This is a genomic window from Candidatus Polarisedimenticolia bacterium (assembly GCA_036001465.1).
Classification (GTDB): Bacteria; Acidobacteriota; Polarisedimenticolia; order Gp22-AA2; family Gp22-AA2; genus Gp22-AA3.
Window position 1 is genome coordinate 1 of sequence record DASYUH010000030.1, and the last position, 22,089, is coordinate 22,089.

Here is a 22,089-nt window from a genome sequence, read left to right on the forward strand (position 1 = left end):
GAGACGGCCGTGGTGGCCGCCCGGTCTGGAGTCGGCCCGCCGGACGGTAACTGGAGTCATCCGGCCTGGCAGCCGGGCCGGTTCACACAACCGGACGGCGTTTCCGCTTCGGGTCAGGTGCAGGTCGATTCCCCCTGGAGAATCGGGAGGACGACGTCGGCGGCGGCAGGCGGCGGAGTGCAAATGTGCGCGCCACCCACGACCGAACCCTCGGCGCAGATGTATACGGCCACGGCCGATGGGGAGGGGGTGCAAACGTGTGCGCCCGCAACGGCCGTGGACAGGGTGCAAATGTGTGCGTCCTCCCGGTCGCGCGTCCGCTTCTGGGCCCCCAATGACGTCGCCGACCTCTGGCAGCATGCCCTGAACGTGTGCCGGCTTCTGGAGGTGGGGGCCGTCGACGCGTCCCCTCTCGAGGACTGGGAGTGCGTCGCCCGGATGATCGCCTCGTTCCTGCACACCTGGGACGTCAGCGGCGACCCCAAGTGGCGGCGCGATCACCGGATCTTCGAGAGGGACGGCTGGCGCTGCCGGGTCCCGGGCTGCTCGTCGCGTCAGAGCCTGCAGGTCCACCATGTGATCTACCGGTCCCACGGTGGCGGAAACGAAGACGACAACCTGGCGGTGCTCTGCGCCACGCACCACCTGCAGGGGATTCACGCCGGGCGCCTGCGCTGTCGCGGCTCGTGCGAGGGGCACCTGCGCTGGGAGTTCGGCGTCGGCCACGGCGGCGCGCCGATCATGACCACCGTCGAGGAGGTCATCTTGAAACCCGGAGAGATGGACGCGAGCGAGGCTGACCACTGCAGCACGCCGACGGAAGAAGCCGACACGGGCCATCGCCGGCCCGGGCAGGCCGCGTGTTAGCATGAGTGATCCCATGGACCAGCCGCCGCTCGAACGCTTCCATCCGGCCGTGGCCGCGTGGTTCAGCCGGCGCTTCCAGGCGCCGACCGGGGCGCAGGCGCTCGCCTGGCCGTCGATTCTCGATGGACGATCGACCCTGGTCGCGGCGCCGACCGGCTCGGGGAAGACGCTGGCCGCCTTCCTGGCTGCGATCGACGGTCTGCTCCGGCAGGCGGTGGCCGGCCGCCTCGAGGACGCCACCCAGGTGGTCTACGTCTCCCCTCTCAAGGCCCTGTCGAACGACATCGAGCGCAATCTCCAGGAGCCGCTCGCCGGCATCTACGAAGAGCTCGCCGCCTCCGGCCTGACGGGGATTCCGCCCGTCCGTGTCCTGGTCCGCACGGGGGACACGCCGGCGAACGAGCGGACCGCGATGCTGCGCCGGCCGCCGCACATCCTGGTCACCACGCCGGAGTCCCTGTACATCCTTCTGACCAGCGAGGGGGGACGGAAGATGCTGCGCTCCACGCGCACGGTCATCGTCGACGAGATCCACGCCCTGATCGACGACAAGCGCGGCTCCCACCTGGCGCTGTCCCTGGAGCGCCTGGAATGGCTCTCCGGGGAGATGCGGGCCGAGGCCGGAGCGACGCCCGCGGGCCCCCCGCCGGCTTCCGCGGCTCCTGCGGGCGCTCCGTTGATCCGCATCGGCTGTTCCGCGACTCAAAGCCCCATCGAAGACGCCGCGCGCTTCCTGGTCGGGGCCGGCGGCCTCGACCGCGACGGCGCCCCCCGCTGCACCATCGTCGACACGGGGCACGCGCGCGACCTCGACCTGGCGATCGAGGTGCCCGGCTCGCCGCTCCAGGCGGTGATGCCCAACGAGGTCTGGGAGGAGATCCACGACCGTCTGGCCGCGCTCATCCAGGAGCACCGGACGACCCTCGTCTTCGTCAACACGCGGCGTCTCTCCGAGCGGCTGAGCCGGCACCTGAGCGAGCGCCTCGGGGCGGAGCGCGTGACGGCGCACCACGGCAGCCTGTCGCGGCAGCAGCGCCTGGCCGCCGAGCAGCGGCTCAAGAGCGGGAGCCTCCGCGCCCTGGTGGCCACCGCATCGCTCGAGCTGGGGATCGACATCGGCTCCGTCGACCTGGTCTGCCAGGTCGGCTCCACGCGATCGATCGCCGTCCTCCTGCAGCGCATCGGGCGGTCGGGGCATTCGGTCGGCGGCTTTCCCAAGGGGCGGCTGTTTCCCCTGACCCGCGACGAGCTGGTCGAATGCGCCGCCCTGCTCCAGTGCGTGCGCCGCGGCGAGCTGGACCGGTTCTCGATCCCGCGGGCGCCGCTCGACATCCTGGCCCAGCAGATCGTCGCCGCGGTCGCCTGCGAGGAGTGGGGCACGGATGACCTGTTCGCACTCGCGCGCCGGGCCTACCCGTATCGGTCCCTGCCACGGGATGACTTCGACCAGGTCGTGACGATGCTCGCGGAGGGCTTCTCGCTGAGGCGCGGCCGGCGAGCGGCCTACCTGTTCCACGACCGGGTCAACGGCCGACTGCGCCCGCGCAAGGGGGCCCGGCTGGCGGCGATCACTTCGGGCGGCGCGATCCCCGACACCGCCGACTACGACGTCATCCTCGAGCCGGAAGGGACGGTTCTCGGCAAGGTGAACGAGGACTTCGCCATCGAGAGCATGGCCGGCGACATCTTCCAGCTCGGCAACCTGTCGTGGCGCATCCTGAAGATCGAGCCCGGCAAGGTGAGGGTCGCGGACGCCAGGGGGCAGCCCCCCGGCATCCCCTTCTGGCTGGGGGAGGCGCCGTCCCGGACGGACGAGCTGTCGGCCGCCGTGTCCCGCCTGCGCGAGGACGCCGCACGGAACCTCGAGGCGGGAGCTTCCGCATGCGAAGCCGAGACCGGCCTCGCCCCGTCCGCAGCCTCCCAGATCGCCGAGTACCTGGCCGCGGCGCGCGTGGCCCTGGGCGTCCTGCCGACCCAGAAGACTCTCGTCCTCGAGCGCTTCTTCGACGAGTCGGGGGGGATGCAGCTGGTGCTCCACTCCCCTTTCGGCCGGCGCATCAATCAGGCCTGGGGACTGGCGCTGCGCAAGCGGTTCTGCCGCACGTTCAACATCGAGCTGCAGGCGGCGGCGACCGAGGACGCGATCGTGCTGTCGCTCGGCCCGTCGCACAGCTTCCCCCTGGAGGACGTCTTCCGCTATCTCCGCTCCGCGTCGGTGCGCGACGTGCTGGTGCAGGCGCTCCTGGACGCGCCGATGTTCACCGTCCGCTGGCGCTGGAACGCCTCGCGGGCGCTGGCGGTGCCGCGCTTCCGGGGCGGCCGCAAGACGCCGGCCCCCATCCTGAGAATGCTGGCCGAGGATCTGATCGTCTCCGTCTTCCCCGATCAGATCGCCTGCGCCGAAAACCTGTCGGGCGAGCGGCGGATTCCGGACCATCCGCTCGTCCGGCAGACCATCGGCGACTGTCTCGAAGAGGCGATGGACCTTCCCGGTCTGGAGCGGCTCCTGTCCAGCATCGAGCGCGGGGAGCGGGCTCTCGTCGCCCGGGACGTCCGGGAGCCGTCGCCGCTGGCGCAGGAGATCCTCAACGCGCGGCCGTACGCGTTCCTGGACGGCGCCCCCCTCGAAGAGCGGCGCACCCAGGCGGTCTTCAACCGTCGCTGGCTCGACGTGACGACCGCCTCCGATCTCGGCTCGCTCGATGCGGCGGCCATCGACAAGGTCCGGGACGAGGCCTGGCCGCGGCCCGGGAGCGCCGACGAGATGCACGAGGCGCTCGATCTGCTCGGGTTCCTCACCGAAGACGAGGCCCGGGCCGGCGGCCGCGAGGATCTGCTGCGCGATCTCATGGCCGGCGGTCGCGCGGGGGTGATGCGCGCCGCGCCGGGGGGCCCGCGGCTGTGGGTCCCCCCTGAGAGGCTGCCGCATCTCCTCGCCGCCTTTCCAGAGTCCGTGCTCGAGTCGAATCTGGCCCCCCTGCCCGGGGCCGCCCCGGTGACCGGCGGGGCTGACGCCGCCGCGGTGACCGGCGGGCCCGGCGCCGCCGCGGCAGGCGCGGCCGGCGGCGGGCTCTCGTCCGAAGCCGCCCTCGCCGAGATCCTGCGCGGCCGGCTCGAGGCGAAGGGACCGATGACCGCCGGCGAGATGGCCTCCTCCTGCGGTCTCCCCGTGGCGGCGATCGACGCCGCGCTTCTGTTCCTGGAAGCCGACGGCTTCGTCCTGCGCGGCCGGTTCCGGCCGCAGGCAACGGGCATCGAGTGGTGCGCGCGCACCCTCCTGGCGCGCATCCATCGCCTGACGCTGAACCGGCTGCGCAGCGAGATCGAGCCGGTGAGCGCCGCCGATTTCATGCGCTTCCTGTTCTCCTGGCAGCGTCTGGCTCCCGGCGAGAGCGTAGACGGGCCGGCGGGCCTGGCGACCGTCCTGGAGGGGCTCGAGGGGTTCGAGGCGCCGGCGGCGGCCTGGGAGGGGGACCTCCTGCCGCCCCGCCTCGAGCGCTACGACCCGGCCTGGCTCGACGCTCTCTGTCTCAGCGGACGATTCGTCTGGGCCCGTCTCTCTCCGCCTCGGAGCGCCCCGTCCAGGAGCCCGGCCCCCGTGCGCTCCACTCCGATCGCCCTGGTGCAGCGGACGCGTCTGGCAGGATGGGCCTCGCTGGCCCGCAGGCCGGAGCCGAATCAGGACCTGCCCCTGGGGTCCGACGCCCGCGCCCTGCTCACTCTGATGTCGGAGCGCGGCGCCCTGTTCTTCGCGGAGCTGGCCGCCGCTTCGGCGCTGCTGCCGTCTAGGGTCGAGGCCGCGCTGGCGGAGCTGGTGGCGCGGGGCCTGATCACCTCCGACGGCTTCACCGGGCTCAGGGCCCTGATCACCCCGTCGAGCCGGCGCCCTTCCCTGGAGGGGCGGAATCGGCGGCGCACGGCGGCGCCGTTCGGAATGGAGAGCGCGGGACGGTGGACGTGCCTGCCGCGAGGCCCCTGGACCGACGTCCAGCCGCAGCACGCGGCGGACATGGTCGCGCCGGTCCTGCTGCGCCGCTACGGCGTCGTCTTCCGGCGGCTCCTTGACGCCGAGGGGCCGATGCCGCCGTGGCGCGATCTCCTGAGAGCGTTCTGGAGGCTCGAGGCGCGCGGCGAGATTCGCGGGGGACGCTTCGTGAGCGGGATGCAGGGGGAACAATTCGCCCTGGCGGAAGCGATCGAGCGCCTGCGCTCCGTGCGCCGCAGCGCGCCGGACGGCGTCCTTCTGGGGATCAGCGCGGCCGATCCGCTCAACCTGACCGGAATCGTCCTTCCGGGCGCGCGGGTCTCCCCTCTCGCCTCGGGCCGGATCCTGTTCCGTGACGGCCTGCCGATCGCCGTCCGGGAGGCGGGGGAGGTCCGGCTGCTCGTGGATCTCGAGCCGGCGGAGGCGTGGCGCGCCAGAAACGCGCTGCTCAAACGAAGCATCCCGCCGCAACTTCGCGCCTATCTGGGACACACGGCCTAGTAGCCTGTCCGGGTGTTCGGCCGGGCAGCGGCCGCCCGGGATCCGGCCGGGCTGCGGGCCTGGAGCCGTCCCAGTATTCCGCCGGGCGTCCCGCTTGGCTGGATTACAATGCCAGCGGCCCCGGCGCAGGTGAGCCGCGCGCGGCGGTCCTGAAGACGATCGAGATCGCCTCCGCCCTGCGGGCGGCCGCCGAGGCGCGGCTCGGCACATCGTGCTTTCCCGGCTGCCGAGCATGACGGGTCCAGGGAGGTGACGGCATGAACTGGCTCTTCAAGGAGGAGCCCGCGCATTACAGCTTCGACGCCCTGTCCCGGGACGGGGGGACGCTCTGGTCGGGGGTGAAGAACCCGCTGGCTCAGCGGCACCTGCGCGCGGTGCGCCAAGGGGACAGGATCCTCTACTACCACACCGGCCGCGAGAAGGCGATCGTCGGCATCGCGCGGGCGGTGGGTGACGCCCGCGACGATCCGGGGGACCGGACCGGCCGTCGGGCCGCGGTCGACATCGCGCCCGTCGGCAAGCTCCCGCGGGCGGTGCCGCTCGGCGAGATCAAGGCGATGAAGATGTTCGCCGCCTTCCCGCTGGTGCGGATCTCGCGGCTCTCGGTCATGCCGGTGGGCGACCGGGAATGGCGGGCCATCCTGCGGCTGTCGGAGACGGCCCGGGCGAAGGCAGGCAAGTCGCGGACCTCATGAATCGCGCCCGGTTCGAGGAGCTGGTCGCCGAGGCGATCGAGTCGCTTCCCGAGGACTTCAAGGAGAAGATGAACAACGTCGCGATCGTGGTCGAGGACCTGCCCTCTTCTCACGATGCCCGCCGGCACGGCCGCGGCGGGAGGACTCTGCTCGGGCTGTACCAGGGGCAGCCGCTGACCGCCAGAGACTCGCGCTACGGCATGTCCTTCCCGGACAAGATCACCATCTATCAGCTCAACGTCGAGTCGGTCTGCCGGGGAGACGCCGAGGTGCGGGAGGAGGTCCGCAAGACGGTCCTGCACGAGATCGCCCACCATTTCGGCATCGACGACGACCGCCTCCATGAACTCGGCTACTGACCCGCGCCTGCCACTGGCGCCCCTCGCCCTCGCGGCGATCCTGCTTCTCTGCGTCGCGGCCGCGCCCGCGGCCACCGGGCCCCGGACGCCCGCGCCGACGAACCCCATTCCCCCGAGGGGAGGCGCGAGCGCGCGCCTTGCGACGCCCGCGGAGCTGCGCGCCGTCCTGCAGAAGGCGGTGAAGGCGCTGACCAGGGCGGAGGACGCGCTGCGCGGCAAGGACCCGGGGGAGGTGGGCCTGCTGCTTCTGCGGGCGGACGAGCACCTGGAGCGCTTCCAGTCGGCCAGCGGCCTGGAGGCACTGGCCAAAGCGCTCAAGGAGGCGCGGGCCGCGGTGGGCGTCGGCGATGCGCGCGGTGGCGGGGCGGGGATCGGCGTGCCGGGCGCCGCCGGGGCAGGCGCCGCCGGGGCACGCGCCGCCGGGGCGGCAGAGACAGGGACACCGGGACCCCCGGCGGACGGCTCGGACCTTGCCGCGGCCGCCGAGGCGGTGAGGCGCGCCCGGGATCTGATGACGCCGCTGGCGGAGTACACGGTGCTCCGGCAGGGGGTGGAGGCCGGCCATGCGGCGCTCCGGGCGGCCGGGGCGATGGATCGCGCGGAGTTCCTGGCGGCCCTGGACCGTCTCGAAAAGGCCACGCTCGTCCCCGTCCTCATGGCCCGGCTTAGGGAGGCGCGCGACGGCATCAGCCGCGGCCGGCTGGCGATGGTGCGCCGCGACATGGACGCGGGGCGCACGCAGGTCGCCGCCGCCCGCCGGGCCTGCGATGGCCTCGAGTACGCGGGGGCCATGAGCCGGGCGTCGTTCGCCCTGTCGGTCGGAGCCGAGCTCCTGGCATCGAACTCGGTCATCGCCGCCCGCGATCAGATCCAGAAGGCCCTCCGGGAGCTGCGGCACGCCTCGGAGTTCGCCTCCGAGACGCAGCGAGCGGTCCTCGAGCAGGCTCGCGCGGAAGGCGCCGACATCTGGAAGCGAAGCAGCAGGCCCCGGGCGAGCACCGCCGAAGCCGCGAAGCTCGCGGACATCGCCCGACGGGTCGAAGCGGTCCGCCTCGAGCAGAGATGAGCGCCGCCGCGGCCTGCGCACTTGGCCCGCGCACGCGTGTGTGTGAGAATAGGCGCTCGTCATGAGCGCCCCCTCTCGCGTTCCCCTGATCCGGCTCCGTTTTCCCGGGGCGCTCCTCCGTCCCCTGGCCGCCGCCCTGTGTTCGGCCCTGGCGTTTCCGATCGGCCTGCCGGCGACCGCCCGGGCCGCGGAGGGGCCGGCGACCTCCCGGCCGGCGGCCGCGGCGCCCACGCCCGCCTCCCCGAAACGGAACATCGCCGGTCCGGGCGACTACCTGATCCGGCAGAAGCTCATGGAGCTGTACGGCAGGGACGCCGAGCTGGGCAAGGAGCCGTTCCACCTCATCCTGGTGAACGGCGGCGCGATCTTCTCCGGGGAGATCAAGAACCGCGCGGCGGCCAGGAGGGCCCTCTCGATCGCGGCGACGACCCGGGGCATCATCAACGTCACCGATGAAATGACGGTGCGGCGCGGCGACGTGCCCGATCCCGAGCTTGCGAAGGCGGTCACCTCCGTTCTGAGCGACGCGGCCCAGGGGTTGGGGCTCAAGGACCTGGACGTGAAGGTCGACGAGGGGGTCCTGACGCTCAGCGGCACGGTCCAGGACGTCGGGTCCCGGACCCGCGCCGAAGATGTGGCCGGCACGGTCATGGGGATCACGCGCATCTCGAACAAGCTCGTGCCGGTCGGCGCACCGGCGGGCTCCGACGACGCCTCCCTGGCGAAGGCCGTCGTCGGGTACCTGTCGGATTTCCACCAGTTCGCCTTCGGGGGCGACATCACGGTCCGCGCGGAGCGGGGTGTCGTGACCCTGAACGGACGGGTCGTGCTCCTCATGGCGCGCCAGCAGGCCGCCGTCGTGGCGTCCCTGGTCAAGGGAGTGTCCCGGGTCGAGAACCTCCTCAAGGTGGACCCCTCCTTCGCGGGAGGCCGGGCGGCGAGCGTCCAGGTCGAACGGTGAGATCGTCCGGTCTCGCGGTCGTTTCCCTTCTCGTCGTCGTGTCCGGCTTCACCTCCCCGCCCGCCCGGGCGCAGGCCCTCGAAGGCAAGGTCAGCCGCATCACGCTGGACAACGGCATGCGCTTCCTCCTCGTCAAGCGCGGCGTCGCCCCGGTGTTCGCGGCCAACCTGCGCTTCAAGGTCGGCAGCGCCGACGATCCCGGCGGCGAGACCGGGCTGGCGCACCTGTTCGAGCACCTCGCCTTCAAGGGGACCTCGACCATCGGCACGCGGGACGCGAAGAAGGAGGCCGGAATCCTCGACGCCACGGACCGCGCCGTGATGGACCTCCTGGGCGAGCTGGACCGCGGCGAGCGGGCCGACGCGGCCCGGCTCAAGAGTCTCAGGGAGGAGCTGGCATCCCTGCAGAAGAGCCTGCAGGAGATCACCGTGAAGGACGAGCTGAGCCAGATCCTGACCGGCAACGGAGCGACCGGGCTCAACGCCTCCACCAGCACCGATCTGACCTCCTACGTCGTGGCGCTCCCCTCCAACCGGCTGGAGCTGTGGTGCGCGTTGGAGTCGGCGCGGCTGCGCGACCCGGTGCTGCGCGAGTTCTACTCGGAGCGCGACGTGGTGATGGAGGAGCGCCGGATGCGGATCGACAATCAGCCGCAGGGGATGCTGTACGAGCAGCTGCTCCTGACCGCGTTCCAGGCGCACCCGTACCGCGCTCCGACGGTCGGGTTCCCGTCCGACCTCGAGCACCTGACGCGGCCGGCGGCGATGGAGTTCCGCCGCCGTCACTACCTGCCGAACAACGCCGTCGGCGCGCTGGTCGGCGACATCGACCCGGCCGCGGCCGAGCGTCTCATCAAGCGTTACTTCGGCGGCATCCCCTCCGGGCCGCTCGCCTCCGGTCCTCCGACCGTCGAGCCGGCGCAGAACGGCGAGCGGCGGGTCGCCGTGGAGTTCGACGCCGAGCCCGAGCTGATGCTCGCCTTTCACAAGAACGTCTGGCCCAGCCCGGACGACCCGGTGTTCCAGGTGATCGACTCCCTCCTGACCTCGGGGCGCACCTCGCGCCTGTTCCGCCGCCTGGTCCTCGAGACGCGCGTGGCAGCGGACGTCTACAGCCTGCAGGCGCCGGGCGACCGCTACCCGAACCTCTTCCTGATCGGCGCCGTGCCGCGCGCCCCCCACACGCCGGCCGAGGTGGAGACCGGCATCCTGCAGGAGGTGCATCGCCTGGCCACCGAGCCGGTCGAGGAGCGCGAGCTGCAGAAGATCAGGAACCAGGTCGAGGCCTCGTTCCTCTATCCGCTCCGCAGCAACGTCGGCCTCGCCTCGCAGCTTTCCTATTTCGAGATCGTGACCGGCGACTGGAACAACCTTGCCGCTTACAAGAAAGCCCTCATGGCGACGACCCCGGCCCGGGTGCAGGAGCTGGCCCGCAAGACCTTTGTCCCCTCGAACCTCACGGTCGCGGTCCTCTCCCGCCCGGAGGCCAAGGGGGGCGAGTCGGAGCAGGGGCCGGCCGGAGGTGCGTCGCCCGGCGGGGCGGGGTACGCGCCATGAGGCGCGCCGCGGCCGGACGGGGGGCTCTGTTCCTGCCGGCGGCCGTGCCCCTGGCGGTCCTGCTCCTGGCCTCCGCATCCGGAAGGACCATGGCCGCGCCTCCCCCCGGCGCGGGGCCCGCTCCTCCCCTGCCCGACCCGAGGACGCTCACCTACGGGCCGCTCCAGATCGCGTTCCCGAAGCCGGTGCGGATCTTCCTGCCGAACGGGCTCCTGGTCTACCTGTTCGAGGACCACGAGCTGCCGCTCATCGACGTGACGATCGATGTCAAGGCCGGGTCGATCTTCGATCCTCCGGAGAAGGCGGGGCTCGCCGATCTGGCCGCCACCCTGATGCGCACGGGCGGGACGGAGGCGATGGCGCCCGCCGCGGTCGACGAGGCCCTCGAGTTCATGGCGGCCCAGATCAGTCTCGACGCCTCCGAGGACATGCTGAGCGGCTCGCTGTCGGTGGTGAAGGACCGGTTTCCGGAGGGGCTGCGCATCCTCGCGTCGCTTCTGCAGAAGCCGCGCTTCGACCCGGAGCGGCTGGAGGTCGAGAAGGCGCGCGCCCTCGAAGAGATCCGCCGCCGTTACGACGACCCGGCCGACCTCGCGGATCTCGAGTTCAGGAAGCTGGTCTACGGCGCCGCGAGCCCGTGGGCGCGGCTCTCGAGCGTCGACTCGATCGGCCGGATCCGGCGCGACGACCTGGTCGAATGGCAGCGCCTCTACATCCACCCCAACAACGCGGTGATGGGGATCGCGGGGGATTTCGAGGCGAAGAAGCTGAAGGGGCTCCTCGAAGAGACCTTCCGCGGCTGGGGCAACGCCAAGATCACCCCGCCGCCCGTGGCGAAGGTGCGGGACGACATCCCCGCCGGCGTGCACCTCGTCTCCCGGCCGCTCAGCCAGACCCAGGTCGAGATGGGCCACCTGGGCGTGGGGCGGTTCGATCCGGACAAGTTCGCCATCAAGATCCTGAACTTCGTCCTGGGCGAGGGGGGGTTCACGTCGCGCCTGGTGAAGGAGGTGCGCTCGACCCGCGGCCTGGCGTACTCCATCGGGGGCGGGATCGGGCTCGACTCCGACCGCGGCCTGTTTCAGATCTCGACCAGCACCAAGGCCGGCTCGACGGTCGAGGCGATCGATCTCATCCGCACAATCCTGAGGCAGATGCGCGACCAGGGGCCCACGGAGCAGGAGGTCAAGGAGGCGAAGGAGGCGAGCATCAACGCCTTCGTGTTCTCGGTGGACGGCACCGCCCCCTACATGCGCGCCTTCCTGTTCTACGACTTCTACGGCTATCCTCCGGATTATCTGCAGACGTACCGCGACAACCTGTCGCGGGTGACCCGGGAGCAGGTCGCCCAGGTGGCGCGCAAGCGCCTGAATCCGGACCGCCTGGTGATCCTGGTGGTGGGGAACGACAAGGGGTTCGACCGGCCCCTGGCCTCGCTCGGGCTCGGCGAGCCCCGCCCGCTCCGGCTCGACGAGGCCCCCGCCGCGACGCGCTGAACCGGCACGTCCGGGCCGGCCCGGCGACCGGCCGCGGGTCGCGCGGATGACGCCCAGGGGCTCCCGGAGCCTACTCGAAGAGATTGATCTGGATGGCCTTGTCGAGCCAGCGCACCGGTTTCGGGGGGGCCGCCTGCGGCACCGGTGCATCCGGCACCGCGAACACGGGGCAGATGTCGCGGTACTCGCACCAGCGGCAGAGGACGCTTTCATGGGGCGGAAAGGCCGTCGTCCCCTCGATCGTGTCGATGAGGCCGATGGTCTTCTTCCGGTGCTGGTCGATCTCCTGCGGGGTCCGCGCCGAGGTCCGTCTCTGGTCGAAGACGAGGTAGTGCCAGACCAGGCGGATCTCGCGCGCGTCCGGGAACCGCTTCTCGACCGCCATCTGGTACAGCGTGAGCTGGCGGTCGGCGCGCAGCTCGGCATCCGAAGGCAGGCGCCCGCCCGAGGTCTTGTAGTCGTGGATTTCGTAGACCCCCGGCTCCTGCCGCACCAGCCGATCGATGTACCCCTGCAGCTGGTAGCGCCCCGCCTCGTCGAGCGTCAGCGTGACCTTCTCCTCGAGACCGAGGGTCTGGCCGTCGTCGAACGGGTGGTGGCCGCGGTAGTACTTCGCGAGGCACTCCTCCCCCGTCCTCCGGTAGTGCTCCGGAGTCAGGTCCGTCTTCACGATGGTGATCTTGTCCGAATAGTTGCTGTCCCAGCTCCGGTGGTAATGGGCCAGGACCTCGTCGAGGGTCGGGCGCTTCGACGCCAGGAGATCCCGGTACAGCTTCTCCAGCGCGTCGTGCACGCGATGGCCCATGAACCCCTCGATCGACTGGGTGTCGCGCTTGATCCGATCGAGATAGCGGTAGCGGTACTGCAGGCGACACTTCTCGAACGTGGACAGCCTGGAATGGGAGTAGACGGCCACAGGACTCCTCGTCGGAAGGCGAGTATAGCATGCGGCCGCGGGTCCCACCGGGCGGCCGCGCGCTCCGCGGGCGGGCCCTCCGCCCTGTGGCTGGCGCCCCGGTCATCTGTTACAATCGCTGGCCTTTGCACGGAAACGCCTGACGCACCGGACCCACGGGAGGATCGATGATGACAATCCATCCGGACGGCGGCGGGACGCGCCGCCGCGCGGCCGTCGCGGCCGCCAACCTGATCGCCTGCGCCGCTCTCGGCGTCGGCCTTGTGCTCGCCCAGGCCTCTGCCACGCCGGCGCCGCCGGCCAGCCCGGCGCCGCCGGAAAAGCCGGCGGCCCCCGCGCCCGAGAAAGGAACCATGGACAAGCCCGCCGCCAAGAAGGAAGTCGCCGTCATCAAGACGAACATGGGGACCATCGTCTTCGAGTTTCTGCCGGACGTCGCCCCGAAGATGGTCGACAATTTCAAGGACCTTGCGAAGACCGGCTTCTACGACGGCACGACGTTCCATCGCGTCATCAACGGGTTCATGATCCAGGGGGGGGACCCGCTCTCCAAGGACAACGACCCGTCGAACGACGGCAGGGGGGACGGCCCGCGCAAGATGCCGGCCGAGTTCACCACCAAGTACAGCCACACGCGCGGCATGGTCTCGACCGCCCGCGGACCCGACGTCAACAGCGGGTCCTGCCAGTTCTTCATCGTGCAGAAGGACTCCACCTTCCTGGACAACAAGTACACGATCTTCGGACGCGTCCTGGATGGACTGGACGTCGTGGACAAGATCTCCAATGTGCCCAAGGACAGGGGGGATCGGCCGCTCAAGAACGTCGTGATGGAGAAGGTCTCGGTTGAGACGCGCTGAAGCGAAGCCGGCCGGTGGACGACCGAAAGCCGCGCCGCGCACGGCCTCCGCGCGCGCGGCGTCCACGGGGGCGTCCGCCGCGCCGCTCGCGAAGGCGCGGCGGGTCGACTGGCACACCTACTTCATGAACATCGCCCGGCAGGTGGCGACGCGCTCCACCTGCGACCGCAAGCACGTGGGCGCGGTGGTGGTGCGCGACAGGACGATCCTCTCCACCGGCTACAACGGGTCGATCCGGGGCATGCCGCACTGCGACGAGGTCGGGCACGACCTCGAGTCGGGACACTGCGTGGCGACCATCCACGCGGAGGCCAACGCCATCCTCCAGGCGGCCAAGAACGGCGTGATGATCGAGGGGGCCGAGCTGTACACCACCGCCAGCCCGTGCTGGGGCTGCTTCAAGCTGATCGCCAACGCCGGCATCAAGACCATCTTCTACGCCGAGTTCTATCGCGACCAGAAGAGCCTCTCGGTGTCCCGCCGCCTGGGCATCGAGCTCATCGATCTGGGCGCCGGGGGCGGCTGCGACTGGCGGCCTCCCCCGGAATGACGCGTTGACCCCCCCCGCGGCGCCTTCGAAGGGGCGCGTCCTCCTGGTGTCCGAGGACGACGACATCGCCGACCCGCTGGTCGAGATCCTCAGGCGCGCCGGGTACGGCGTCTCGGCCCTCGACGGCCACGGCGGCGTCGAGGCGCTCCGGGGCGGGGCGCCCGACGTCCTCATTCTCGATCGCGATCTGTCCCCTGACATGTTGCGTCGCGCCCTGGACGCGCTGGCGGCCCATGCGGGCCGGGCGTCCTTCCCTGTGGTCGTCCTGGGGAGCGGCCCGGAGGCCGGGCCTCCCGGATGGCACGAGGACGCCTTCGCCGCCGTGGGACGGCCTCCCCAGCCGGGAGAGATCCTCGCCACCCTCGCCGCCCTGAGGCGGATGGTCTTCTACCGCCGCTACCGTGACCTGGTCCACGACCTCAGCCAGCCGGTGACGGCGCTGCACGCCCTCAGCCGCGGCCTGGCGAAAATCGAGGTGGCCGACGAGGGATCCCGCCGCACCCTGGATCGGCTCGCCCAGGAGGCGGAACGCCTGATGACCCTGCTGGAACAATTCCAGAGGTCGGCTACTTCTTGAGCTGTCCCTTCAGGTTCATGTTGCGGACGAGCCGGTGCAGGTAGTTGGGGTGCACGTCAAGCAGGCGCGCCGTTTCGACGTAGTTCCCACCCGCCTCCTTGAACGCCTTCCGGATCAGGTCCTTCTTCACCTCGAGGAGGGCCTCGTGGTAGCGGGTGACGGGAGGCCCCTCGGACGGCCCGGCCTCGAGGACGCTCTCCGGGAGATCCTCGGGCCTGATGACCTCGCTGGAGCCGAGGACCACGGCGCGCTCGATGGCGTTCTCCAGCTCCCGCACGTTCCCCGGCCAGCCGTAGCCCAGCATGCAGTCGATCGCCTCCTGGGTGAACCCCACGATGTGGCGATTGCACCGGGCGGCGTATTTTGAAGCGAAGTACCGGGCGAGGAGCGGGATGTCCTCGCGCCGGTCGGCCAGTGACGGCATGTCCAGGGCGGCGACATTGATGCGGTAGTACAGGTCCTCGCGGAACGTCCCCGCTTTCGTCATCTCCTTCAGGTCGCGGTTGGTGGCGGCCACCACCCGCACGTCGACCTTGATCGGCCGCGTCCCGCCGACCCGCTCGAACTCCTGCTCCTGGAGCACGCGCAGGAGCTTCGACTGGAGGGTCGCCGCCAGCTCTCCGATCTCGTCCAGGAAGACCGTCCCGCCGTCCGCCACCTCGAGCTTCCCCGGCTTCTGGACCACGGCGCCGGTGAAGGCCCCGCGCTCGTGTCCGAACAGCTCGCTCTCGAGGAGGGTTTCTGCCAGGGCGGCGCAGTTGATCGCCACGAACGGCTTCTTCGCCCGCGGGCCGTTCTGGTGGATGGCGCGCGCCACCAGCTCCTTGCCGGTGCCGCTCTCGCCGCACACCAGTATGGTGGTGCGCGCCGGCGCGACCTTGGCGACGAAAGCCAGGACGGCGCGCATCGCGGGGCCCTCCCCCACCATGTTGTGCTCCAGGTGGGCGTCCGCCTGGAGGCGCTCATTCTCGCTCTCCAGCCAGTCGATCTGCCGGGCGTTCTCCAGGGCGACCGAGGCGATGCCGGCGATCGCCGTGATGAGGCGCAGATCGGCCTCGCTGAAGCGCGCCTTCGGGCTCGACGAGTCGAGGTAGAGCCCCCCGAGCACCCGGTCGGCGAACAGGAGCGGCACCGCCAGGACCGAGTGGACCCTCGCCGACAACAGGCTCTCCGCCCCGCCGAAGTCGTCATGGTCGCGCACGTCGTTGCTCAGGACGGCCACCCGGTCCCTCAGGACGCGCTGGACGATCGTGCGGCTGACCCGGACCGGCTTGCCGGAGGCGGCGTCCCGCTCCAGGCCGAACACGGCCGAGAACTCCTCCGGCCCCTTGCCGGCGAGCAGGACCGCGCCGCGCTCGGCCGGGACGACGTCGAAGATCGACTCGAGCAGCCGGCGCTGCAGCGCCGGGACGCCGCGGATCGAGTTGATCGCGGTCGAGATGCGGAGGAGCACGTCCAGGTCGCGGGCCGCCCGGTGCGGGGCGGCCGGCAGCTCGATGGTGCTGCCGGCGACAATCCCCTGGTCCTTCAGCTCGACCGCCGTCGAGGACGGGGCGGCCTCCCCGTCCCGGGCGAGGAACAGGAAGACCGAGGCGCCGACGCGGACCTGATCGCCGTGCTCCAGGCGGCGCTCCTTGACCGGGACGCCGTTCACGAACGTGCCGTTGTGGCTGCCGAGGTCGGTGAGGACCACCCCGGAATCCCGCTTCTCGATCAGGCAGTGGCGGCGCGACACTGCCATTTCCTGGAGACGGATCCGGTTCCCCGGGTCGCGTCCGATCGCCGTCTGCGCCTCGTCCAGCGGGATGACCGCCCCCTGCTTCGGCCCCGCCACCGCGGAGAGTTTCGGATTCATGTGAGCCTTAAGTATACCCAATCGGATAGCGCGACTATCCATTTGGATAGGGATCGCGCCGCCCCCACCCCCGCGACGTCCATGGTTGAGGGATGGATCCTCTTCGAAACGTCCTCTCATCAAGCGGTTCAATGCATGGCGCCGCGACTGCGATCGCCGGCGCCGCCGTGGCACGGCGCTTGCTTTATGGAATGGCAGGGACGAAGGGTGGACAGCCTCCGGAGGTTGTCAGTACAGCAAACGGTACTCAAGAAAAAGGGTGAGGATGCCGATGGGCAGGGTGAGCAGAGGAGCGGGGCGGATGGGGGGGGAGCCGTCCCGCTTCCGGAAGCTGGTTCACTCCCTCGAGAGGGTTCGCGGGAATGAAGTCGCCGTGCAGGCCTGTCCGCTGGAACGGGATTGCCGGCACATGCAGGAAGCGCTCCGGGCGAATGGGGCCCCGACGGGCGAGATGGAGGAATTCCGGGTCCTGGCGGCGCTGCGAAACGGCCGGCGGGATCGTCCCTATTTCAGAACCCCCGCGCCGCTGGCGGTCGCCTGCCCGGGGGCCCGGGGACGGATCGCCTGTCTCCTGTCCATCGGGGAGAATCTGCCGTCCGAGATGCCGCTGCAGGCGGCGGCGCAGGCCGGTGGCCTCCGGGTCGGGCCGCCTAGGAGCCCGGTGGAGCAGGCGCCGGCGCGGCCGGCGGAACGGGCGCTGGGGCGACCGGCGGAGCGGGGGCCGGTGCGGACGGCGGGGACGCCTTTGCGGGGCCCGGAAGCCGCGGCGTTCCGCCCGGGTCAACCCCGGGTGACGGCGAAACCTGCTCCGTCGATACCATCCGTCCCACGAACGTCTGCATCGTCTTCGATGGGACTGAGGCTCGAAGAGTGACGTCGGTACCGCTCTGCGCGATGTGAATGCCGTCGAGGAACTCGAGCCATTCCTTCGCCTGGTCGCGGCCCGCCCCGACGCGGCCCAGGGCGATGAGGCCGCGGGCCGAGTCGGCCAGCGTCTTGGCGCTCGGCTCGGTGTCCGCCTGGCCCATGAGGTCGATTTCGGTGGAATCGCCGATCGTGCCGCGGAAGGCAAGGGACAGCAGGGAGCGGGCCGCCTTGGAGGACAGGGGCAGGCCGGCGAGGTCGCCCGACTCGGTGCTCTGGCGCACGATCTCCGCCAGCCTGCGGCAGTCGATGGTGCCCCAGAACTGCGCTTCCGTCCGCACTCTCTCGAGCGGCTTGAGCAACAGCTCGTTGGAGTCGAGGCCGTGGCCGCGGGAGGCCGCGTTGCCGCGCATCACCTCCAGCACCTCCCGCGGCCCCAGAGCCAGGCTCCCGTCCGGCAGGACGGAGATGCTGAAGTCCATCTTGCCGGGCGCCTCGACGAGGGGCAGGATGTCCTGCCCTCCGATCGCCTCGCGCATCCGGGCGGTGTCGAACGATCCCTCGGCGAGGACCCCGTAGCCCACGCGATGACCGCTCGCGGGGACGACCGCCAGGCTCAGCCGGTCCACCTGCGACAGCGTGTCCTTGCCGAATCGCTTCACGATGTCCTTGAACGGACCGCCGTCGCTCTCGGCCATGGAGGCCAGGTTCTGCACCCAGGGCAGGTCGGATCCGAGCTTCTTGACCTTCTTGATCTCGATCACGAGAAGCGCCGCGGTCTCCTTCGGGAAGGTCCCGAGGGAGCTCGACCTCACCAGTCCCGCCGCCCCTCGTTTCTGGTTGCAGGCCAGCGCGGCCAGCACTCCCAGCGCCGCCACCGCGGCGCGCCAACGCACCTCCGACCTCATGTCATCCTCCTGCGGCCGGGCGGGGCGTCCCCGCCGGCCGGTCAATAGTCCCGGCGCGAAAAATAGAAGACGGCAAGCCCCAGCGCCCCGGCCCCCGACAGGGCCGAGCCCAGGACCGCGCCCCACTGAAGCCCGCCTTCGTGACGGATGAGCGCCACCGCAGCCTGCACGAAGTCGTACGTCCTCGGCAGGGTGTGGAAGAGCGTTTCGACCACCCCCACGGCCGTGTAGCGCGCGATCCTGCCCGAAATCAGGAGGGGCCAGTCCGCATTGCCATGCGGCAGCCTGACGATCAGGCTGGCGAAGAAGACGACCGCGGTGATCATCACCGAGACCGTCGTCGATCGCAGCCACACGCCGACGAGCACCACGAAGGCGAACAGGCAGGCGAAGTACAGCGACATCACCAGCCCCGACCAGACGAACCCGCCGTTCCAGACCCCCGTCTTGAGGGCCAGGATCGCCCCCAGTCCGCAGGTCAGGTAGAGCAGGTTCACCGTGGTGACCAGGAGCCCCCCGAGGTAGCGCGAGGCGAACAGGGCCGGCCGGCTGATCGGCTTGGACAGGAGCAGGTCGATGGATCCCTTCTCGAGCATCCGCGGCACCAGGCTGGCCGTGGCGAAGACCGACATCAGGATGGCCAGCGGGTAGAGGGTGAAGGCGGCCCCCAGCTGCACGTAGCGCACGAAGTCCTCCGCCGTCAGCCCGCCCAGGCCGCCCCCCGCCGCCGCGTCCCCCAGGCGGAAGGCCCCGCGCGAGGAGCTGGCCTCGAGCCCCCCCACCGACATCGAGGCGATGACCCCGTCGACCACGTCGGTGCGCAGCACCAGGGCGAAGAACAGGAGGACCAGCGTGACCACCCCGAAATAGACCACGATCGTCTTGCGGTAGAGCAGCTCCCGCCCCGTGTCGATCAGGATGGCGAGGATCCTCACGCCGCCTCCCCTTCGCTCAGGACCTTGACGAACACGTCCTCCAGGCTGTCGCGCCGCGGGGTGATCGACAGGATCTCCACGCCCTGCCCGCGGAGCGCGTCGATGAGCGCATTGAGCGCCGCGACGTCTCCCAGGATCTGCACCCGCCCCTCCGCGACGCTCGCCCCCGGGACGCGGCGACAGGCGGCCTGAATCGTGTCGGGGGCGGCCGGGCGCGCGTCGATCTGCCAGGCGGACTGGGGACGCGTCAGTTCGGCCACGCTCCCCTCCCGCAGCAGCGCCCCCTCGTTGAGGATCGCCACCCGGTCGCAGAGCCGCTCCACCTCCGACAGAAGGTGGGAATTCAGGAAGATGGTCGCCCCCCGCGCCTTCTGCTCCAGGAGGAGGTCGCGGATCTCCCGCCGGCCGATCGGATCGACGCCGTCGGTGGGCTCGTCGAGAATCAGCAGTTCCGGCTCGTTCAGGATCGCCTGCGCCATCCCCAGCCTCTGCATCATCCCTTTCGAGTACTTGTGGACCCGGACGGCGCGCCACTCCTCCATGCGCACGCGCCTCAGGAGCGCGTCGACGCGGCGCGCCCGCTCGGGCCGGCGCAGCCCGGAGAGGCGGCCGAAGTGGTGCAGCACCTGCTCCCCCGTGAGGTGGGGCGGGTAGCGATGGTTCTCCGGCAGGTACCCGACGCGCCGCCGGGTCGGCACGTCCCCGGTCGGACGCCCGAGGACGGACCCCTTCCCCGCGCTCGGGAAGGCGATGCCGAGAAGGAGCTTCACCAGGGTCGTCTTCCCCGCGCCGTTCGGGCCCAGCAGCCCGAAGGTCTCGCCGCGCGGGACGACCAGGTCGAGCCCCTTGAGCGCCACGACGCCGCCGCGGCCCATCGCACCGCGATAGGTCTTGGCGAGCCGTTCACAGGCGACGACGGGGGCCTGGGAGTCCAGCTACATCCCCATGATGTGGTAGCCGTTGTCCACGAAGAGGACCTCGCCCGTGATGCCTCGGGACAGCGGGGAGCACAGGAAGAGGGCGGCATCGCCGACCTCGGCCGGCTCGGTGTTGCGCGGCAGGGGGGAGCGCTCCCGGACAATCTGAAGCATCTTGGTGAATCCCGGAACGCCGCGCGCCGCCAGGGTGCTGATCGGCCCGGACGAGATGCCGTTGACGCGGATGTTCTTCTTCCCCAGGTCGTGCGCCAGGTAGCGGATGCCCGATTCCAGCGCCGCCTTGGCCACCCCCATGACGTTGTACCCCGGCACGACCTTCTCCGATCCGAGGTAGGTCAGGGCCAGGATGCTCCCCCCTCCCTCCATGAGCGGCGCGGCCCTCCGCGCCAGCGCGGCCAGCGAGAAGGCGCTGATGTCCATGGCCATCTTGAAGCCCTCCCGGGAGGTGGCGAGGAACTCCACCTCCAGGTCCTCCTTGCGGGCGAAGGCGACGCAGTGCACCAGGATGTCGAGCCGCCCGAACTCCCCCTGCACCTTCGCGAACATCGCGTCGATCTCGTCGTCCTTCGTGACGTCGCACGGGACGACGAGGGACCCGGGGAGCTCCCCCGCCAGCGACCGGACGCTCTCCTCGAGCCGCTCCCCCTGGTAGTTGAACGCCAGGCGCGCCCCCTCCCGGTGCAGGGCCTCGGCGATGCTCCAGGCGATGCTGCGCTTGTTGGCGACCCCGACGATCAGGCCCTTCTTTCCATCCAGGAGCATCGTGTCCCTCCCCGATCAGACGACGCCGGTGATCCCCTCGCCGCCCGGGCGCGGGGCGATCGGCGCCGGCGTCTTGGTCTCGACGGGCGCGGGCTGGAGCGCCTGGGAGACCTCGAGAATCGCCCCTTCCAGGATGTCGAGCCCTTCCTCCAGCTGGTCCTCGCTGATCACCAGGGGCATCAGCGTCCGGATGACGTTGCCGTAGGTCCCGGCGCCGATCACGATCAGGCCGCGCTCGTAGCACAGCCTGGTGATCCGGGTGACCAGCTCCTTCGCCGGCTCCTTGGTGGCCCGGTCCTTCACGAACTCGATGGCGCGCATGGCGCCGGCGCCGCGGGTGTTGCCGACGAACGGGCACCGCTTCCACAGCCCCTCGAAGCGGTCGCGGACCTTCTCGCCGATCGTCACCGCCTTCGCCACGAGGTTCTGCTTCTCGATGATCTCGATCGAGGCCAGCGCGGCGGCGCAGGCGACCGGGTTACCGCCGAAGGTCCCCCCCAGGCTCCCCTCCCCCGGCGCGTCCATGATCTCGGCGCGGCCGGTGATCGCGGCGAGCGGGAGCCCCGAGGCGATCGACTTCGAGGTCACCAGGATGTCCGGCTCGATCCCCCAGTGCTCGCAGGCGAACATCCGGCCGCTCCGGCCGAAGCCGGTCTGCACCTCGTCGGCGATCACCAGGATGCCGTTCTTGCGGCAGGTGGCGACGAGGGTCGGGTAGTACTCCTGCGGCGGCATGATGAAGCCCCCCTCCCCCAGGACCGGCTCGACGATCAGGGCCGCCACGGTGGACGGGTCGACGTAGCGCTTGAAGAAGTCCTCGAGAAAGGTGGCGCACTCGATGTTGCATCCCGGATAGCGCTTCCCCCACGGGCAGCGGTAGCAGTAGGAGAACGGCATGCGGTGGACCTCCGGGGCGTACGGCCCGAAGTGGTCCTTGTACGGGTGCACCTTGCTGGTGAGCGACATCGCCAGGAGGGTCCGCCCGTGGAACGCGTCCTCGAAGCAGATGACGCCGGACCGGCGCGTGAAGTTGCGCGCCACCTTGACGGCGTTCTCCACCCCCTCGGCCCCCGAGTTGGCGAAGAAGGTCTTCTTCGGGAACGCCCCCGGCGTGATCCGGTTCATGGTCTCGGCCAGGCGGACGTACGGCTCGTTCAGCGTGACGTGGAAGCACGAATGGATGTACTTCTCCGCCTGCTGCTGGATCGCCTTGACGACGGAGGCCGGCGCGTGCCCGGCGTTCAGGACGCCGATGCCGGCGGCGAAATCGATGTAGCGGTTGCCGTCGACGTCCTCCAGCATGGCCCCCTCCCCCCGGGCGATGAACAGCGGCGTCATGTTGTACGGACCGCGCGGGACGGCGGCCTGGCGGGCGCGCATCAGCTCCTGCGAGCGCGGCCCGGGGATGGCGGTCTTGATCACGACGCTTTTTTTCATG

The 22,089-nt window shown here is 70.7% G+C and carries 18 protein-coding genes; 11 read left to right on the forward strand and 7 right to left on the reverse strand.

The window, feature by feature from the left end:
* Positions 1–291 precede the first annotated feature (291 nt).
* The 8 genes from VGV60_05660 (at position 292) to VGV60_05695 (ending at position 11,486) form a co-directional block, all read left to right on the forward strand.
* Complete coding sequence (locus VGV60_05660; protein ID HEV8700739.1) at positions 292–867, forward strand: HNH endonuclease signature motif containing protein; 576 nt, start codon at positions 292–294, stop codon at positions 865–867.
* A gap of 13 nt (positions 868–880) precedes the next feature.
* Entirely contained in the window at positions 881–5,353 is a 4,473-nt protein-coding gene (locus VGV60_05665; protein HEV8700740.1) for a DEAD/DEAH box helicase, read from the forward strand.
* Between the two features lie 257 nt (positions 5,354–5,610).
* Positions 5,611–6,048, forward strand: a complete 438-nt coding sequence (locus VGV60_05670; protein ID HEV8700741.1) for an EVE domain-containing protein — start codon at positions 5,611–5,613, stop codon at positions 6,046–6,048.
* Positions 6,045–6,407: a metallopeptidase family protein gene (locus VGV60_05675; GenBank protein HEV8700742.1), complete on the forward strand. Its 363-nt coding sequence runs from the start codon at positions 6,045–6,047 to the stop codon at positions 6,405–6,407. The genes VGV60_05670 and VGV60_05675 overlap by 4 nt, the downstream gene beginning before the upstream one ends.
* Positions 6,391–7,473, forward strand: a complete 1,083-nt coding sequence (locus VGV60_05680; GenBank protein HEV8700743.1) for a hypothetical protein — start codon at positions 6,391–6,393, stop codon at positions 7,471–7,473. Before VGV60_05675 ends, VGV60_05680 begins: the two co-directional genes overlap by 17 nt.
* A gap of 61 nt (positions 7,474–7,534) precedes the next feature.
* Positions 7,535–8,434: a BON domain-containing protein gene (locus VGV60_05685; protein HEV8700744.1), complete on the forward strand. Its 900-nt coding sequence runs from the start codon at positions 7,535–7,537 to the stop codon at positions 8,432–8,434.
* A complete protein-coding gene (locus tag VGV60_05690) occupies positions 8,431–9,990 on the forward strand; it encodes a pitrilysin family protein (GenBank protein ID HEV8700745.1) in 1,560 nt (519 codons plus the stop codon). Before VGV60_05685 ends, VGV60_05690 begins: the two co-directional genes overlap by 4 nt.
* Positions 9,987–11,486 (forward strand): pitrilysin family protein, encoded by a 1,500-nt coding sequence (locus VGV60_05695; GenBank protein ID HEV8700746.1) that lies wholly within the window; start codon positions 9,987–9,989, stop codon positions 11,484–11,486. Before VGV60_05690 ends, VGV60_05695 begins: the two co-directional genes overlap by 4 nt.
* Before the next feature lie 70 nt (positions 11,487–11,556).
* Here VGV60_05695 and VGV60_05700 read toward each other — a convergent pair whose 3' ends face one another.
* Positions 11,557–12,402, reverse strand: a complete 846-nt coding sequence (locus VGV60_05700; protein ID HEV8700747.1) for a PD-(D/E)XK nuclease family protein — start codon at positions 12,400–12,402, stop codon at positions 11,557–11,559.
* A gap of 167 nt (positions 12,403–12,569) precedes the next feature.
* On the opposite strand from VGV60_05700, the gene VGV60_05705 reads away from it, so the two are divergent.
* The 3 genes from VGV60_05705 to VGV60_05715 all read left to right on the forward strand — a co-directional run bounded on the left by VGV60_05705 (position 12,570) and on the right by VGV60_05715 (position 14,389).
* Positions 12,570–13,262 carry a peptidylprolyl isomerase gene (locus VGV60_05705; GenBank protein ID HEV8700748.1) on the forward strand — a complete coding sequence of 231 codons (693 nt, stop codon included), beginning with the start codon at positions 12,570–12,572 and terminating at the stop codon, positions 13,260–13,262.
* A 124-nt stretch (positions 13,263–13,386) separates the two neighbouring features.
* A complete protein-coding gene (locus VGV60_05710) occupies positions 13,387–13,812 on the forward strand; it encodes a dCMP deaminase family protein (GenBank protein HEV8700749.1) in 426 nt (141 codons plus the stop codon).
* A 4-nt stretch (positions 13,813–13,816) separates the two neighbouring features.
* On the forward strand, positions 13,817–14,389 hold the full coding sequence (locus tag VGV60_05715) for a hypothetical protein (protein HEV8700750.1): 573 nt from the start codon (positions 13,817–13,819) through the stop codon (positions 14,387–14,389).
* Here the strand turns inward: VGV60_05715 and VGV60_05720 are convergent.
* From VGV60_05720 to gabT, 6 genes are all read right to left on the reverse strand, one after another.
* Positions 14,379–16,244 (reverse strand): sigma 54-interacting transcriptional regulator, encoded by a 1,866-nt coding sequence (locus tag VGV60_05720; protein HEV8700751.1) that lies wholly within the window; start codon positions 16,242–16,244, stop codon positions 14,379–14,381. The genes VGV60_05715 and VGV60_05720 overlap by 11 nt on opposite strands.
* A 650-nt stretch (positions 16,245–16,894) precedes the next feature.
* Entirely contained in the window at positions 16,895–18,016 is a 1,122-nt protein-coding gene (locus VGV60_05725) for a hypothetical protein (protein HEV8700752.1), read from the reverse strand.
* 41 nt (positions 18,017–18,057) lie between these two features.
* On the reverse strand, positions 18,058–18,951 hold the full coding sequence (locus VGV60_05730; GenBank protein HEV8700753.1) for an ABC transporter permease: 894 nt from the start codon (positions 18,949–18,951) through the stop codon (positions 18,058–18,060).
* Complete coding sequence (locus tag VGV60_05735) at positions 18,948–19,826, reverse strand: ABC transporter ATP-binding protein (protein ID HEV8700754.1); 879 nt, start codon at positions 19,824–19,826, stop codon at positions 18,948–18,950. The genes VGV60_05730 and VGV60_05735 overlap by 4 nt, the downstream gene beginning before the upstream one ends.
* A gap of 60 nt (positions 19,827–19,886) precedes the next feature.
* Complete coding sequence (locus VGV60_05740) at positions 19,887–20,651, reverse strand: enoyl-ACP reductase (GenBank protein HEV8700755.1); 765 nt, start codon at positions 20,649–20,651, stop codon at positions 19,887–19,889.
* Positions 20,652–20,666: 15 nt separating this feature from the next.
* On the reverse strand, positions 20,667–22,088 hold the full coding sequence (gene gabT, locus VGV60_05745; protein ID HEV8700756.1) for a 4-aminobutyrate--2-oxoglutarate transaminase: 1,422 nt from the start codon (positions 22,086–22,088) through the stop codon (positions 20,667–20,669).
* Between the last annotated feature and the right edge of the window lies 1 nt (position 22,089).

What these genes read in the sequence shown, in the direction of transcription:
- VGV60_05660 (HEV8700739.1), top strand. Translation starts at nt 292, where the DNA reads ATGTGTGCGTCCTCCCGGTCGCGCGTCCGCTTCTGGGCCCCCAATGAC.
- VGV60_05665 (HEV8700740.1), top strand. Translation starts at nt 881, where the DNA reads ATGGACCAGCCGCCGCTCGAACGCTTCCATCCGGCCGTGGCCGCGTGG.
- VGV60_05670 (HEV8700741.1), top strand. Translation starts at nt 5,611, where the DNA reads ATGAACTGGCTCTTCAAGGAGGAGCCCGCGCATTACAGCTTCGACGCC.
- VGV60_05675 (HEV8700742.1), top strand. Translation starts at nt 6,045, where the DNA reads ATGAATCGCGCCCGGTTCGAGGAGCTGGTCGCCGAGGCGATCGAGTCG.
- VGV60_05680 (HEV8700743.1), top strand. Translation starts at nt 6,391, where the DNA reads ATGAACTCGGCTACTGACCCGCGCCTGCCACTGGCGCCCCTCGCCCTC.
- VGV60_05685 (HEV8700744.1), top strand. Translation starts at nt 7,535, where the DNA reads ATGAGCGCCCCCTCTCGCGTTCCCCTGATCCGGCTCCGTTTTCCCGGG.
- VGV60_05695 (HEV8700746.1), top strand. Translation starts at nt 9,987, where the DNA reads ATGAGGCGCGCCGCGGCCGGACGGGGGGCTCTGTTCCTGCCGGCGGCC.
- VGV60_05705 (HEV8700748.1), top strand. Translation starts at nt 12,570, where the DNA reads ATGATGACAATCCATCCGGACGGCGGCGGGACGCGCCGCCGCGCGGCC.
- VGV60_05710 (HEV8700749.1), top strand. Translation starts at nt 13,387, where the DNA reads ATGAACATCGCCCGGCAGGTGGCGACGCGCTCCACCTGCGACCGCAAG.
- VGV60_05720 (HEV8700751.1), bottom strand. Translation starts at nt 16,244, where the DNA reads ATGAATCCGAAACTCTCCGCGGTGGCGGGGCCGAAGCAGGGGGCGGTC.
- VGV60_05725 (HEV8700752.1), bottom strand. Translation starts at nt 18,016, where the DNA reads ATGAGGTCGGAGGTGCGTTGGCGCGCCGCGGTGGCGGCGCTGGGAGTG.
- VGV60_05735 (HEV8700754.1), bottom strand. Translation starts at nt 19,826, where the DNA reads ATGGGCCGCGGCGGCGTCGTGGCGCTCAAGGGGCTCGACCTGGTCGTC.
- VGV60_05740 (HEV8700755.1), bottom strand. Translation starts at nt 20,651, where the DNA reads ATGCTCCTGGATGGAAAGAAGGGCCTGATCGTCGGGGTCGCCAACAAG.
- gabT (HEV8700756.1), bottom strand. Translation starts at nt 22,088, where the DNA reads ATGAAAAAAAGCGTCGTGATCAAGACCGCCATCCCCGGGCCGCGCTCG.